At 32.2% G+C, this 15,565-nt stretch carries 14 protein-coding genes; all 14 read right to left on the reverse strand.

Annotated features, from left to right (window positions below; translation table 11 throughout):
* Positions 1 to 486, reverse strand: coding sequence for a signal peptidase II (lspA, locus tag HMPREF2897_RS00245; RefSeq protein ID WP_002457401.1), 486 nt, complete (start codon positions 484 to 486; stop codon positions 1 to 3).
* Positions 487 to 574: 88 nt separating this feature from the next.
* Positions 575 to 1,045 carry a CHAP domain-containing protein gene (locus tag HMPREF2897_RS00250; protein ID WP_002446238.1) on the reverse strand — a complete coding sequence of 157 codons (471 nt, stop codon included), beginning with the start codon at positions 1,043 to 1,045 and terminating at the stop codon, positions 575 to 577.
* 4 nt (positions 1,046 to 1,049) lie between these two features.
* Positions 1,050 to 1,847, reverse strand: coding sequence for a VOC family protein (locus HMPREF2897_RS00255; protein ID WP_070592403.1), 798 nt, complete (start codon positions 1,845 to 1,847; stop codon positions 1,050 to 1,052).
* A 770-nt stretch (positions 1,848 to 2,617) separates the two neighbouring features.
* Complete coding sequence (gene ileS, locus HMPREF2897_RS00260) at positions 2,618 to 5,368, reverse strand: isoleucine--tRNA ligase (protein WP_070592405.1); 2,751 nt, start codon at positions 5,366 to 5,368, stop codon at positions 2,618 to 2,620.
* 313 nt (positions 5,369 to 5,681) lie between these two features.
* Complete coding sequence (locus HMPREF2897_RS00265) at positions 5,682 to 6,338, reverse strand: DivIVA domain-containing protein (protein WP_002475942.1); 657 nt, start codon at positions 6,336 to 6,338, stop codon at positions 5,682 to 5,684.
* 22 nt (positions 6,339 to 6,360) lie between these two features.
* Positions 6,361 to 7,137: a YlmH family RNA-binding protein gene (locus HMPREF2897_RS00270; RefSeq protein ID WP_044555208.1), complete on the reverse strand. Its 777-nt coding sequence runs from the start codon at positions 7,135 to 7,137 to the stop codon at positions 6,361 to 6,363.
* A gap of 141 nt (positions 7,138 to 7,278) precedes the next feature.
* Complete coding sequence (locus HMPREF2897_RS00275; RefSeq protein WP_002475931.1) at positions 7,279 to 7,569, reverse strand: YggT family protein; 291 nt, start codon at positions 7,567 to 7,569, stop codon at positions 7,279 to 7,281.
* 11 nt (positions 7,570 to 7,580) lie between these two features.
* Entirely contained in the window at positions 7,581 to 8,174 is a 594-nt protein-coding gene (locus HMPREF2897_RS00280) for a cell division protein SepF (RefSeq protein ID WP_002446233.1), read from the reverse strand.
* Between the two features lie 13 nt (positions 8,175 to 8,187).
* Positions 8,188 to 8,856 (reverse strand): YggS family pyridoxal phosphate-dependent enzyme, encoded by a 669-nt coding sequence (locus HMPREF2897_RS00285; protein WP_002457405.1) that lies wholly within the window; start codon positions 8,854 to 8,856, stop codon positions 8,188 to 8,190.
* A gap of 25 nt (positions 8,857 to 8,881) precedes the next feature.
* On the reverse strand, positions 8,882 to 9,673 hold the full coding sequence (gene pgeF, locus HMPREF2897_RS00290; RefSeq protein WP_002446231.1) for a peptidoglycan editing factor PgeF: 792 nt from the start codon (positions 9,671 to 9,673) through the stop codon (positions 8,882 to 8,884).
* Positions 9,674 to 10,090: 417 nt separating this feature from the next.
* The gene (gene ftsZ / locus HMPREF2897_RS00295) at positions 10,091 to 11,275 is read right to left on the reverse strand and encodes a cell division protein FtsZ (protein ID WP_002457406.1); all 1,185 of its coding nucleotides are present in this window, start codon (positions 11,273 to 11,275) and stop codon (positions 10,091 to 10,093) included.
* 32 nt (positions 11,276 to 11,307) lie between these two features.
* Complete coding sequence (gene ftsA / locus HMPREF2897_RS00300; protein ID WP_070592406.1) at positions 11,308 to 12,702, reverse strand: cell division protein FtsA; 1,395 nt, start codon at positions 12,700 to 12,702, stop codon at positions 11,308 to 11,310.
* 105 nt (positions 12,703 to 12,807) lie between these two features.
* A complete protein-coding gene (locus HMPREF2897_RS00305; protein ID WP_070592408.1) occupies positions 12,808 to 14,199 on the reverse strand; it encodes a cell division protein FtsQ/DivIB in 1,392 nt (463 codons plus the stop codon).
* Between the two features lie 15 nt (positions 14,200 to 14,214).
* The gene (murD, locus tag HMPREF2897_RS00310) at positions 14,215 to 15,564 is read right to left on the reverse strand and encodes a UDP-N-acetylmuramoyl-L-alanine--D-glutamate ligase (protein WP_002475926.1); all 1,350 of its coding nucleotides are present in this window, start codon (positions 15,562 to 15,564) and stop codon (positions 14,215 to 14,217) included.
* Position 15,565 lies beyond the last annotated feature (1 nt).

The raw sequence follows: 15,565 nt of genomic DNA on the forward strand, positions 1-15,565 counted from the left end.
CTAGACCTCCTTCTTATTTATGATTGCATCTTTAATCAGTGTGATGATTACGAATATAACTCCAATTGTTAAGCTTGAATCCGCAATATTAAAGATAGGAAAATCGTAACCGAATATATTCGTATCAATAAAATCCACAACTTCACCATGTAATACGCGGTCAATAAAATTTCCTAAGGCTCCAGCGAATAATAGGCTTATTGCAACCTGCATAAATAAATTAAATTGTGCTTCTTTAATATAAAAAATAACTAAAACGATTAAAATAATGATAGTAATAATATAGAAAAATAGCATTTTACCACTCAAAATCCCCCATGCTGCACCGTTGTTTCTATGGGATGTAATATTTAAAAAGTTAGGGATAATTTCATATGAATCTCCAACCTTCATTGAGATTGTAATAAGCCATTTAGAAACTTGATCGAAAACTAGTACAATGAATGTCATAAGTAAAGAGATGCTAATATAGTATTTCTTTTTCAAAGAAGTGCCTCCATTCTTTTTAATGTCATCTAAAGCAACACTTAACATTATATCCTAGAACGTAATTTTGAAAAAGCTATCTTGTCTATTATGTTTTTATCTTTTGAGGATGAATATAATAATAATTTTTAATGTCGTAGGTATGAATTGTTCGTTTTGTGATTTCATAAGGTTTTGTATAGTTCATTTCTGAAACTTGTATAGAACCATCTTCATTTATTGTTTCTATATATGCAACATGACCGTATTTCCCTTTAGAAGATTGTAATATTGATCCTTTTTTAGGGTTACGGTCAACAATGTATCCATCATCAATTGCTTTTTTATCCCAATTCTTGGCGTCGCTCCAAGTATTGTTTATCTTATTTCCATCATTTTTAACACGTTCAAAGACATAATATGTACACTGACCCTTTTTATATGTATTGATTTTCATAGGATGATGTGACGTAAAACGACTTTGCACACGCTTCATATCTTGAATAATAAACTCGTCAATAACTGCTGCTATTGTCAAGATAACACTAACAACAACCATTACTATGATTGCTTTTTTCATATCATCACACTTCTTTTATTCTATTAAATCTAAAATAAATACCATCAGGTCCTTTAAGATTTTTATGTGTCGTTTTTGGATAGTGAAAATCTATCATAGCTAAACCATAGGTATGTTCATTATCTACTCGTTTTGTCGCAGATAACCACTGATTAACAGCCAAATGATTATAATAATCGTTTGAAGATAAAAATAGAGAATAATCGTCCATATATGCTGATTCTTCTAATCCAAAATAATGTAAATAATATGATTTAACATCAGAAATTCGAATGGACTTAATATGCAATGAACCTAATTTAGTTTCATCTGGTATGCCTTGCCATTGAGTATGAGAGACATTTTGCAATAATCGAGGTACATTAATTGGCGCAATATCCATTCTAATTCTGCCTTCTTTCTCATCAATCCATGATTCTGTCTCACGATCGACATAAAACTTTATGGCATTGCCCTCTGGATCCTCAATAAATAAACATGTTGCAACACTTTGTTGTCCACCGTTCACTGGTACTTCAAAATCACTTAAATGTACGAGTAAATCAGCTAATGTAGTCAATGTAGGCAACAATATACCAATATGGAAAAGACCTGCTTCAGACATTAACGGTTCTCGTCCATTCTGTATTTCAATAAAAGTAATAAATTGATTTGAATCGCCAACTTCAAATTGTATAGCAGTTTTAGATTCATTGATAAGATTAAATCCTAAAACATTCTCATAAAATGTTTTAATAGTTTCTTTATCTTTAATATTGATAGTTACACCATTTACAAAATTTGCATTTTTGTTATGAAACATCTTATTTTCCTTTCAATGATTACTTTTCTTTTAAATAATTAAATGATTACTTTGTTGAAAGTGTATGTTTATCTTTTAAGCGCAGTAATAAAAAATATGTACGTGTTTCTTCTCTTAATCTTTCTCTTTGTTTATCATTCACATAATAAAGAGAATTGACAATCTAAATGCTATCTAAATTTAGCAACAATGTTTATTAAAAAAAACATATGCCTGTGTTTTATTAATAATTAAATATTTTTGTCCAAGACGTTTAATTATGAATTGTATCTATACAAAAATTTAATACATTTAGATAAAATTATTATATTGATGCTTTTATTATTAAAGCCTAATGAGTTCAATCAGTAATGTGAACAATTACTACACTATCCAACACTTTGTATTTTATATATTATGACTAAAAATTAAATTGAACTCAAATGATTGATTTATACCTTATTAATATTGTTATCATTTTATGCCTGAAGATTCAATACAATCACTGTGCTTATAATGAGAAAAATATTCTATGACAAAAAATGTAATGAATATGAATTTACGAAACTTGTTCAAGTTCATTAAAAATAAAACATTAAATAGAGAAGTCTGCTTTATCAACTTACCTTTAAAAAGCTAGTGAAATTTCTTTATTTGAAATCTTATAACTTCACAATAATAACTATAAAATAAGCCCAAAATGAATTTCATTTTGGGCTTTCTTATAGTATTTAAACAATCATTTAAAATTTATTTTCTTGAAATATACGCTCACTTGTAAAAACTTTTTATTATACCAAAGTTTTTACTACTTCTTGACATCGTGGGCATAAATGTTCAAGTTCACCTACTGAACCTAATTCTTCTGTATAGTTCCAGCATCTTTCACATTTTTCACCTTCAGCATGTTTAATATGGATATCTCCATATTGATATGATACACCATCATTCACTTTATCTTTAACTTCAACTTGTGAAACGATGAATAATTGTTGTAAGTCATTAAATTGTTGTAAAAATTCCGCTGTATTAAATGATTCATTGCTTCCAATAACCACTTTAGCTTCTAATGACTTACCAATTACTTTTTCATTACGTGCTTGTTCTAATGCACGATTAACATCATCACGTAAATTCATAAATGTATTCCATTTTTCTAACAATTCTTCGTCTACATCAACAACTTTAGGCATATCTGAAAGGTGTACACTTTCTTCTTTTACATGAGGTGTATGAGACCAAACTTCTTCAGCTGTATGCACTAAAATGGGTGCTAGTAATTTAGTCATGTCAACAAGTATTTGATATAAAACGGTTTGCATGCTACGGCGTTTATGAGAATCTTTTTTCTCAATATAAAGTATATCTTTACCGTAATCTAAATAGAAGTTACTTAGTTCAACATTGATAAAGTTTTGAACTTCTTGATAAATATTCAAATAATCAAAATTCTCATAGTTATTAATCGTACTCGCTGTGAATTCACGTAAACGATTTAGCAAATAGCGATCTACTTCAAGTAGATTTGTTTCAGCAATACTATCCGTTTCAGGATTGAAATCGTTAATATTACCTAACATAAATCTTAAAGTATTTCGAATTTTACGATATACATCAGACGTTTGTTTAAGAATTTCATCGGAAATACGCACATCAGAAAGGTAATCAGTACTGCTTACCCATAAACGTGCAATATCAGCGCCTTTTTGTTTAACAACTTGATCAGGAACTATAACGTTACCCAATGACTTACTCATCTTCTTACCTTCACCGTCCATGACAAAGCCATGTGATAACAAGAATTTATATGGTGGTTGACCACGTGTAGCTACAGCAGTTGTAATTGAAGAGTTAAACCAACCGCGGTACTGATCACTACCCTCAAAATAAAGGTCTGCTGGGAATGAAAGTTCATGTCTCGTTTCTAATACACCACGATGTGATGAACCAGAATCAAACCAAACATCCATAATATCAGTTTCTTTAGTAAATTCGCCGTTAGGGCTTCCAGGATGACTAAATCCTTCAGGAAGTAATTCTTTAGCTTCTTTTTCAAACCAAATATTTGAGCCGTGTTTTTCAAATAAATCTGCAACGTGATTTACTGTCTCTTTAGTCATAATGATATCGCCATTTTCAGCATAAAATACCGGTAAAGGAACACCCCATACACGTTGACGAGAAATTACCCATTCGCCACGATCACGAATCATATTGTAAATTCGTGTTTTACCCCAGTCTACTTTAAAGTTCGTGTCTTCAATTGCATCAAGAATATCCTGTCTTACTTTATTAATGGAAGCAAACCATTGTGGTGTAGCTCTAAAGATAACAGGTTTTTTCGTACGCCAATCATGAGGATAACTATGTGTAATAAAGTCAAGTTTAAGTAGTGCGTCTTTTTCTTTTAAAAGATCAGTCACGGCTTTGTTTGCTTTGTCGTAGAACATTCCTTCAAATGGTCCACCTTCTTCAGTGAATACACCTTTATCATTTAAAGGACTAATTACTGGTAAATCATATTTTTGACCTACAATATAGTCATCTTCCCCGTGACCGGGAGCTGTATGGACACATCCCGTACCAGCGTCTGTCGTAACATGTTCACCGTTAATTACTAACGATACACGATCTAGGAATGGATGTTGTGCCTCTACAAATTCCAATTCTTTACCTGTGAATTCTTTCTCTAATTGTATAGAATCTTTATCCCAACCTAATGCTTCTGCGACTTCTTCTGATAATGCTTGGGCAACAATGTATTTATGTCCATCAACATTATACTGACCATATTTTAGCTCTGGATGAACTGTAATTGCGACATTTGATGGAATTGTCCATGGTGTAGTTGTCCAAATAATAAATTGTGCATCAGAATCAACTTTACCTTTACTGTCTTTTACGTCAAAAGCAACGTAAATTGATGCAGAACGTTTGTCATGATATTCTATCTCAGCTTCTGCAAGTGATGATTCACTTGAAGGTGACCAATACACAGGTTTTTTTCCTTTATAAATCAAACCTTTATCTGCCATTTCTCCAAATAATCTTATTTGTGCGGCTTCATATTCAGGTGTTAATGTAATGTAAGGATTATTAAAATCACCACGTACACCAAGGCGCTTAAAATCTTTCTTTTGAATGTCGATTTGTTTTAATGCAAATTCTTTACATTTCTCTCTAAATTCTGCAACTGACATTTTTTTGCGATCAACGCCTTTTTTAGTTAAAGCCTGTTCAATTGGTAAACCATGAGTATCCCAACCCGGCACATACGGTGCATAAAAACCTTGCATTGTTTTATAACGAACAATAAAATCCTTTATGATTTTATTTAATGCATGTCCCATATGTAAATTACCATTAGCATATGGTGGTCCGTCATGCAAAATGAATGATGGATTATTTTTATTTTTTTCTAACGCTTTGCGATATTGGTCATCATTATCCCACACTTCTTGAATTTGAGGTTCTTTATTTGGTAAGCCACCTCTCATAGGAAAATCAGTTTTCGGCATTAATAGGGTATCTTTGTAATTCATTATATTCACTCCTTGTAATGATAAAAAAGAACTCTAAGTTCAATTAAAAGGGACGGTTAATCCGCGGTACCACCCTACTTAACTCAACTTAGAGTTCTCTTAAGAATATTTATAAAATTGAAAAGCCAGTGATATAAGAAACAAACAATATGCTAGGCTCACACCATTCCTAGCTCGCTGTACTATGTTCACTGTTTCTTACGCGTCTGTCTTTATATCATATCAATAAATTGTTATTTAGAAAATGCATTTTTGATAAACAATGAAATTTCTTAGTTATTTTTACATCAAATGGTTAATTTGTGATTCGTTTTTAATTATTTGATGTTGATTGTGATGATTCGCTATTTGTATTTGATTGACTCACAGATTCTGAACTTGATGTAGAAGGTTGATTAGCCGATAATTCTTGATTTTGCTTTTGTTTCATTGCACGTTCTTCAGGTGTCAAATCATTATCATTAAGATGATGAATATCTTCTAATGTCACTTGCTCGGCGTCTAAATCATAATTGAGTAAGTAATCCCAATCTTCACTTTTGAGTAAGTCAAGTTGTGCTTCAACAAGCATACGGAAACGAGAGCGGAAAACTTTAGATTGTCGTTTCATGTCTTCAGTTTGGAAAGCTAGACGACGTGCTTTTTCAATTGCATCATTCACAATACTGTCAGCTTGTACTTGTGCTTTTGATAAAACGGCTTCAGCTTCTTTAGTTGCTGCTTGTTTTGTCTCTTCTCCTACTTTTTGTGCTTGAATAAGTGCATCACTTACTGATTGGTGAACATCTTTATATGATTTAATATTGGAATCTCTATCTTCAATGACTTTTTCAAGTTGCTTTTTATCTTCTTTTAAACGTTCGATTTCATTACTTAGTTGCTCTAAGTAATTTGCAACTTCTGTAGGTTCTAAACCATTTTTTACTCGTGTAAATTCTTTATTCTTAATCTCACTTGGTGTAAAAGGCATGATAATCCTCCTTGATTAATAGCTATTTAAATAGTGTTTGATAATGAATGTGTAACTTGTTCTTTTTCGTTTTTCCACCTATTTCAACAATTTGAGCTCTACCATAACCTTGAATTGACAATAAATCATTCTGCTCTAATTGAAAATCTGTAGAATCTATTACAGTATGGTTAACTTTGACTCTTTTTTTTATAATTAATTGTTGTGCAATATTTCGAGATTTATGAATTATCTCTTTCAAAACTACATCTAATCTCAAAGCGCTCACAGTTGTACTATGAACTTTCCAATTCTCTTCTGATTGTATCATATCTTCAGTAGGAATAGAATTAAGTTTAACTGTGGCTCCCTTAATACGCGTTAGTTCAGATATAATATATGATTCTAATTGTTTTGTCAAAACAAACTGTATATCTTCTCCAACTATAATATCACCGAGTTGATCTCTTTGTATTCCCAGTGACATGAGTGTTCCAAGAACGTGTTGATGTTGTATTGTTACAAATTTCTTAGGATATTGAAGTTCAAATAAAGTCAGTTCAAAGTCCTCAGGCTGTGGCTTAAAATATAATGGTGCGATGATTGCACGTTTCCTTTCTGCATGTGGTCCACCAAAAAATGTGACATGTAAATCTTGATAACTACGGGTAATGACCTCAAGTATATATTGGCCTCGCGGGTCCAAGAAATGGGTTAGAACCGGAGCATAATTAGCATCAGCCTGCTTACATTTATCGATGAATTGATCGATAGCATCTTGTTCTTCCTTTCTAAAATGCTGATATATATCGATGGTTATCTACTCCTTTTATGTTGAAAAATTTTTAAAAACACTACGACTATAACACTGTCAACAATAAGTTATATGATAAAACGAGGTCAAAGTCTAGCTACTTTGCCTCGTTATGTTGAATAATATAAAGTTAGTGCGTGTCATATTTTAAGATAAATATGCAAGAATTAAATTAAATATTTTTACTAAACCACTTTGGAATAAAACTAGAACGAAGATTGCCGCGATAGAAGAAATGTCTATAAAGCCAATAGGAGGAATAATTTTACGGAAAGGTTCTAAGAAAGGTTCATATAACTTTCCTAAAAATTCTCCAAACTTAGACTCTCTTATACTCGGAACCCAAGAAGTAAAGAAATATATAATCATTCCAAAATAATATATTTGAACTAAAATTATAATAAATCGGAAAATTGTACTTAGCAAACCAATATCCATAGCTGAACTCCTTATTCGTAATGTTGCTCCATATTCTCGATGTGATCAGTTATACTGCCGGCTACTTCAACATTATCAGGTGTGCATAAGAAAATATCAGTACCCACGCGCTGAATATCTCCACCAATTGCGTATACCGTACCACTTAAAAAATCAATAATACGCTTTGCTGATACTTGATCAATGCGTTGTAAATTTACTAAAGTTGCACGTCTATTTTTTAATTCGTCGGCAATATCTTGAGTATCTGAAAAGACACGTGGTTCAAACAGACACATTTTTGAACTTTCCTGAGCAGTATATGATTGTGATGCTTGATTCATTGTTACAACGTTTCTAGAATTATTTTTTGAATTATTATTCATACGATAATTCCTTTCTTCAGAAGTTGTATTCGATCTCAAAGTGTTCTTTTGAGGTACAGATTTAATCGCTTGTTGCTTATTGTTAAAAGTTTGTGGTGTCGCTTGATTCTCATTACGATTGTAATCTTCGCGCTCTTGAACACGTTCACGTGATCTAGAAGATTCTCGCTCTTCAGGTCCTTCAACTTCCTCTTCTTCTTCAACTACAAAAAAATTATTAAATAAATCCTTTAAAGCCAAGGGGGGCTCACTCCTATTCTCCTACAAGTTTAGTCCCAATTCTGACAAAGGTTGCACCTTCTTCGACTGCCATTTGATAATCATTACTCATTCCCATAGATAATTCTGTACAAGGCGCATGTGCTAAATTGAATTGTTGTATTTCATTTCTTTTATGTCTTAACTCTTTAAATAAATTTTTTATGTACGATAGATCATCAGTCAATGGTGCCATCGTCATTAATCCAATAATTTGGATATTTTCGTATTCTTTGATTTGATTTATAAATTGATTTACTTCTTCAAGAGCTATGCCATGTTTAGATTCTTCTCCAGAAACATTTACTTGTAAGAAACATTTTATAACATGATTTGCTCTTTTGTTAATCTCCTTAGCTAGACTCAAACGATCTAAAGCATGAAAATAATCGACTTCATTTATAATATCTTTAACTTTCCTTGATTGTAAAGAACCAATGAAATGTAATTTAATATCGCTTGGTAGAGATTCTTTCTTCTTTTTGAATCCATCTAATCGATTTTCACCGAAATGTCTTATTCCTGCTTTATACGCTTCTCTAGCTCGCTCTATTGTAACATATTTTGTTACTGCAATCACGTGAGGTTGTGCTGAATGGGCACTTTTTTTAACGCTTGCATCAATTTCCGTTTCAATCTTAGCAAGATTCTCTTTAACATCCATAAATTATTCACCTACTTTATACACTTTACTTCCGTCCAATAAATGCTAACATACGTCCCGTCTGTCCTTTTTCAACACGATATGAAAAGAATAAATCTAAGTTTTCTGAAGTTGAATATTCGGTAATGTATATGTTTTTTGATGGAACTCCAGCTTCTTCTAGAAGAAGTGCGTTAGCCTTTTTTAAATCAATACCATGTTTATTTTTGCCTCTGCTCTCAATATATAAAGTTGAATCAATGGTTAATTCCTCAAATTTATTTTTTATATCATCATTGATTTCATAAGAATTTGAAGTTGCTGGACCGATTACAATCTTTAAGTCTTCATAATCAAAATCCACTTTTTTTAGCATTTCTTTTACTATTTGACCATATGTTCCTCGCCAACCTGCATGTGCTAATCCAATATAGCCATGTGATTCACTATAAAAATATACCGGTACACAATCCGCATAACACATAGTAAGGAGAATGTGAGAATCGAAAGTATACATTCCATCTATGCCATGTAAATCATCAGTTAGTTTATCAATATTTGTTCCTTTATGTTCACTTGTAACTTCAACGATGCGATTATCATGTGTTTGTATAGGAAAAACCCATTCATCTCTTGGATAACCAATAAGATTCGCTAAGATATCTTGATGATGTGTAATATGATGTGCACTGTCGCTGATATATCTCGCCATATTAAAACTATGATTAGGATAAGGACTTAAACCATTTTCTCGAGTAGTGAAACCTAACTTAATATCAGTATGCTCATCAAATTGATAGTCTAAATAATGAGTTTTCTTAATAAATCTCTCTTTCAAAATATTTCACCACCCCTATATATATACATTCCACTGTACACTTAATTTCAAATCGAAATGTTCTACAAATAATCTAAGTATTAAGTAACCAATTATAAAACAATTATATATCATACTTAAATTTATTTAAACTTGTATCAATTACTAACTTGCAATGGTTACCTAAATGATGCACATGAGATAATAAATACATTAATTATTTATATTAATAGTTCTATCGATATATGAATATTGTTTTGAGAATTAGCAGCAAAAATTTATATAAAGTGTTGTCTTATCCTTCAAAATAGAAAAATTTAGTTAAACATTGATTTAACTAGGTTTTCAGGTTAGTTAGATACTCCAACACGAAAAAAATGCCTGAGACTATAAAATGTCTCAGGCTATTTAAAATACAGTGATTATATATACTGACGATTAGCGTCTAGTTCTTCTAGAACGTCTTTCTTCTCTATTTCTAATAAAGCTAGGAATATCATCATCTTTAGTAGTGTGGCTTCTTTCACTTACACTTTCACTTGATTGTGAATGAGAAGTGTGTGCATTGAATGAATCTTCTTTAGCACTAGCACCAGATTGATGATTAGAACTACTATTTACACTTGAACCAAAACCAGTACTTGTAGCTTTACGACCTTGTGAAGAAGGTTTATCTTCAAAACCAGTTGCGATAACAGTAACTACAATTTCATCTTGGAGCTCTGGGTTAATAACTGTACCGAAAATCATATTCACATCTTCATCTGCAGCATCTTGAACAATATCAGCAGCTTCTTGTGCTTCAAATAAAGAGAGTGATTCTCCACCTGTAATGTTCATAAGTACACCTTGAGCACCTACAATTGATGTTTCTAATAATGGAGATGAAATTGCTTTTTTAGCGGCTTCGACTGCTCTGTTTTCACCAGATGACACACCGATACCCATTAACGCAGAACCTTGATTAGACATAATTGTTTTAACGTCTGCAAAGTCTAAGTTCACTTCACCTGATACTGCAATTAAATCTGAAATACCTTGTACACCTTGACGTAATACATTATCCGCTTCTTTAAATGCTTCCATCATCGGCGTAGATTTGTCAACGATATCTAATAAGCGATCATTTGGAATAACAATTAATGTATCCACTGCTGCTTTCATAGATTCTACACCAGCTGCCGCTTGTGTTTGGCGCTTACGACCTTCGAAACCGAATGGACGCGTAACAACACCTACAGTTAAAGCACCCATTTCTTTTGCAATTTTAGCAACAACCGGCGCAGCACCTGTTCCAGTACCGCCACCCATACCAGCAGTTACGAATACCATATCAGCACCTTGGATAGCATCTTCAATTTGTTCTCTTGATTCTTCTGCTGCTTTCTTCCCAATTTCAGGATTAGCACCAGCACCTAATCCACGTGTTAATTTTTCACCAATTTGAATTTTTGATTCAGCTTTTGATAAGTTTAAAGCTTGTCCATCAGTGTTGATAGCAATAAATTCCACATTATTCATACCATGGTCAATCATACGGTTAACGGCATTATTTCCGCCGCCACCTACACCGATGACTTTCAATGTGGCTAAATGATTAAATCCTTGTTCAAATTCTAACATTTAATTTTCCTCCTAGTCTTTATGGCCAATAATCATTCAAATAGAGATTTCATTAATTTTTTAAACTTACTTTCTTCTTTGGCTTTGCCTTCTGTTTGTTGTTCATCTTCTAGATGATTTTCACGGTTTTCATAAGACTCTTCACGAGGCGCTTCTGGTGCTACCTCGTCATTTTCTTTTTTGTTTGATTTACGCTTAAACCAATCAAAACCGCTTGATTTTGTTTCAGTATCTTTATCAGATTCGATAACTTCTTCTTCAAATTCTTCATTATCTTGATAACTAATTGTAACATAATCTAATAACTCGTCAAAAGCGATACTACTAGAAATTGTAGAAATAGCAGAAGAAAATTCCGGTTTTCTGATACCCATTTGTGACGGTGTATGAATTCTCACTTTTTCACTAACCATATCTTGTAGTAATTCTTTTACACCTAGTAAATTTGCAGATCCACCAGTAACTACAAATCCACCGTTTACTTTTGTAAGTCCTAGCTCTTGTAAAACGTCAAAGACTTCAAAGAATATATCTTCGACTCTTTGTTCAATAAAGTCACTTAAATCTTTTTGAGTATATTGAACATGTTCATCTGAATCAACTTGATCTACTGAAAAGACATCTTGATCTGAAGCAGAGTCATAAAATGCATGACCATATTGATGTTTTACCTTTTCAGCTGTGTCATATGTAGTATTTAGTCCTTGAGCAATATCATCCGTAATGTCTCGACCGGCCATTTCTATAGATTCAGCATCTACAAGTTCTCCTCGTTCATAGAAAGCAACTTGCGTTAAATCTTCACCGATATCAATGACACAAGCGCCTAATTCCTTCTCCGTTGGTGTAAGAATAGAACCATAATTATACGCATCAGAATAAACATCTAACACGTCAACACCACATGCCTCAACACATTTAATCATATTGATTAAAATAGATTTTTGGATTGCGATGACACCTGCATCTACTTTTAATGAATGTCTTGCAATTAATTCTTTTGGATCTGAAACTTCATTGTCTTTGTCAACTACAAAACGAATTGGGAATACATTTATCACTTCAGTTTCAGGCACATCATTTTTATCCCGGATACCTTCTAAAACTGATTCAATATGCGTGCCATCAATTTCAGTATCCTCGTAAAATTCAATTTCATTTGATTCATCATATACTTCGGTACCGATGATAGGTAGTTTTAAAAATACATCTTTTATATCTACACCAGAGGCAATTGAAGCCTTCTTAATTGTATCTTTAATTGCTTGTCTTGCAATATCAAAATCATCAATTAAACCATTCTTGATACCACTTGTGTAGGTTTGCCCTGTACCTATCACATTAATTCCGTTGTGAAATTTTTCGCCTACTATTGTTTTTACGCTTGATGAACCTATATCTATGCTCACATAGTAATGTTCCTCCATAGATAGGCACCTCCTGACAAATTATACTATTTAAGTACACTATGTTTAGTGTACAATACGTTGAATAGCTTGTGAACTATAAACACATACTATTATCGAAATTTTTTAATTATTTTCTTTAGATTGTTTATTAATTTTATTCAACACATTTTGAAGTTCTTCTTTTGCATCATTTTCTTCTTGTGTTGACTTGGTTACATTTTGTTCTGTACCCGATTGAACAGTTGATGAACCTTGATAAGGAATAAATGACGCTCCAACCGATAAATCAATATACCCATTTGTCTTAAGTTCGCCAGAATCATCTCTGCTTAATGATTGTGACATTTGAGGATAATATTGCATTTTGTCTGCAATCGTTGTAATGTCACCAATGACTTGCATATTATCTTTGGTAAAAATCTTTATGCGACTTTGTTTATTTTTAGTTGGTGCGTAACTCACCTCTGCTATTAAGTTTCTCACTTTAGGTGACATTTCAGATAAAGCTTTTATAATTCGTGTTTTTTTGTCTCCTTTGAACCCATCAATGATAGGTCCATCATGTGAAACTTCATCTTTGTATTCTGTTAATTCTTTACCATCTTCTATAATTGGCACATATTTATCTTTATTTTTTTCTAAACCAACAATTTGGTACTCAGTCACGTTAACAGTTAACGTGTTTGGTAATTGTTTATGAATATCAACTTCTTTGATTAAAGGATTCTGTTTTAAGTTCCTAATCACTTTATTTTTACTAAAAGTATACATTCGTGAACGTGAAGTAACGTTAAGTTCTTTCTTTATTTTACTCGTACTTACGTTGTTATTACCTTTAATATTTACATTTGATATTTTACTTAGTGGTGTAAACATATAGAGTAAAATGAGAACAATGATAAGAATGAGTAGTGTGATAATTGTATATTGGATTCTTTTTTGCTTTTTACGTCTTATGGCTCTTTTTTCTTCTAAACTAAGCGGTTTAATTTGAGTTACCTTCTCATTACTATTGAACGATGTAAATGTTTCCTTTTCTTTTTTAGAAGTAAATTTACTTAGTAATTTATGTTTTTTAGAATGACGAGAGTCTTTAGTTTGTTTTTCGCTCTGATGATCAGCTAGAAATTCCTCTTCGTCTTCATTACTTTGACGCGTTTCGCTTGTTTGTTGAACACTACGATCATTTAATTTATCATTATTATATTTTTGATTGTCATCTTCATCATTAACATTATCCTCAATTAAATCACTTTTTATTTCTTTATCTTGATTATGCGACTTGTGATTATCAATAAATTTATCCATAGGTTTAGTTTCTAACTGTGATTGTGTAGACGTAGCATCTTTTTCTTTACTTTGGTTATCTATGCGACGTCTTCTGCGTTGGCGAGCGTTTTTATTCCGTCTAAAAAGCTCTAAGTCTTCATTACTTTGACTATCATTCAAATGGATTGTATTATCGTCTTTATTCGACATATTCTCATTATTAGGTTGATTTTTATTCTCTTCCATGAGCATTCACACTCCTTAGTATGATGGCAAGTGCGCTCGGAATCTATCGATAAACTTCTCACCACGTTCTTCAAATGTATGATACTGATCCCAACTTGCACAAGCTGGTGATAATAAAACAACATCATTGGGCTCGACTATATCTTGAATTTTATCAACAGCATCCTCTACGTCTGTTGCTTTAATCACATACTTACCTTGACTATTTCCCAATTTAGCAAATTTATCTTGTGTTTCTCCAAAAACAACCATCACACGTACATTTTCCATATAAGGAATAAGTTCATCGAATTCATTACCACGATCTAATCCACCACACAACCAAATAATTGGTTGATCAAAAGAGTTAAGCGCAAATTGAGTCGCTAAAGTATTAGTTGCTTTTGAATCATTATAATATTTATTTGTGCGATTTGTACCAATATACTGAAGTCTATGATCAATACCAGAAAAAGTAACAAGACTATCTACAATAGCTTTGACTGGCACACCAGCAATGATCGATGCTAATACAGCTGCTAAAATATTTTCCAGGTTATGTTCTCCCGGTAGTACTAAGTCTTTAGTGTTAATAATGCGAATGCCGTTAAAAACGATGAAACCATCTTTAATGTATATCCCATCAACTTCTTGCTGTGTTGAAAAATAAAATGTTTTTGCTTCTAGATTTTCTGATTCAATTAGGTGTCTTTGGTGATAATTACAAATGAGATAATCATCTTTAGTTTGATTTTTATATATTTGCTTTTTAGCATTTTGATAGTTCTCTAACGTTTCATGGTAATCCAAATGTGCAGAATAAATATTTGTAATGATAGCGATATGTGGTTTATATTTCTCAATACCTAATAATTGAAAAGATGATAATTCTGTTATTAAATACTCATCTGATTTAACTTCTTGTGCAACGTTTGAGGCTACATAACCAATATTTCCAGAAAGCCGTCCAGTTAACACGCTTTTTTGGAACATATCACCGATTAGTGAAGTGACAGTTGTTTTACCGTTAGTTCCAGTAACTGCTATGATTGGTGCCTCAGAAATTAAATAGCTAAGTTCAACCTCTGTTAAGATTTTAAGCCCTCTTTTTGCTGCTTCTTCAATAATTGATACAGTATATGGAATACCTGGATTTTTCACAATGATGGGATCATCATCTAATAAAGAAAAAGGATGACTACCGCTAATTACCTCAATGCCCATAGATTCTAAATCTTTAGCATGTGCATCCTGTGAAAGATCCTTTCCATCATTGACTTTAACGTTAGCACCTAATTTAAGGAGAAGTTTCGCCGCTTCATATCCACTTTTTGCTAAGCCTACTACTAAAACATTTTTATTTTCTAATTCAGTGTAATTTAGCAAT

The sequence above is a fragment of the Staphylococcus sp. HMSC065D05 genome, from assembly GCF_001813195.1.
GTDB lineage: Bacteria > Bacillota > Bacilli > Staphylococcales > Staphylococcaceae > Staphylococcus > Staphylococcus epidermidis.

Coding starts and splice junctions, on each gene's coding strand:
- HMPREF2897_RS00305 (WP_070592408.1), bottom strand. CDS start 14,199: ATGGAAGAGAATAAAAATCAACCTAATAATGAGAATATGTCGAATAAA.
- ftsA (WP_070592406.1), bottom strand. CDS start 12,702: ATGGAGGAACATTACTATGTGAGCATAGATATAGGTTCATCAAGCGTA.
- HMPREF2897_RS00255 (WP_070592403.1), bottom strand. CDS start 1,847: ATGTTTCATAACAAAAATGCAAATTTTGTAAATGGTGTAACTATCAAT.
- ftsZ (WP_002457406.1), bottom strand. CDS start 11,275: ATGTTAGAATTTGAACAAGGATTTAATCATTTAGCCACATTGAAAGTC.
- HMPREF2897_RS00275 (WP_002475931.1), bottom strand. CDS start 7,569: ATGGATATTGGTTTGCTAAGTACAATTTTCCGATTTATTATAATTTTA.
- HMPREF2897_RS00285 (WP_002457405.1), bottom strand. CDS start 8,856: ATGGATGTTAAAGAGAATCTTGCTAAGATTGAAACGGAAATTGATGCA.
- ileS (WP_070592405.1), bottom strand. CDS start 5,368: ATGAATTACAAAGATACCCTATTAATGCCGAAAACTGATTTTCCTATG.
- HMPREF2897_RS00250 (WP_002446238.1), bottom strand. CDS start 1,045: ATGAAAAAAGCAATCATAGTAATGGTTGTTGTTAGTGTTATCTTGACA.
- HMPREF2897_RS00265 (WP_002475942.1), bottom strand. CDS start 6,338: ATGCCTTTTACACCAAGTGAGATTAAGAATAAAGAATTTACACGAGTA.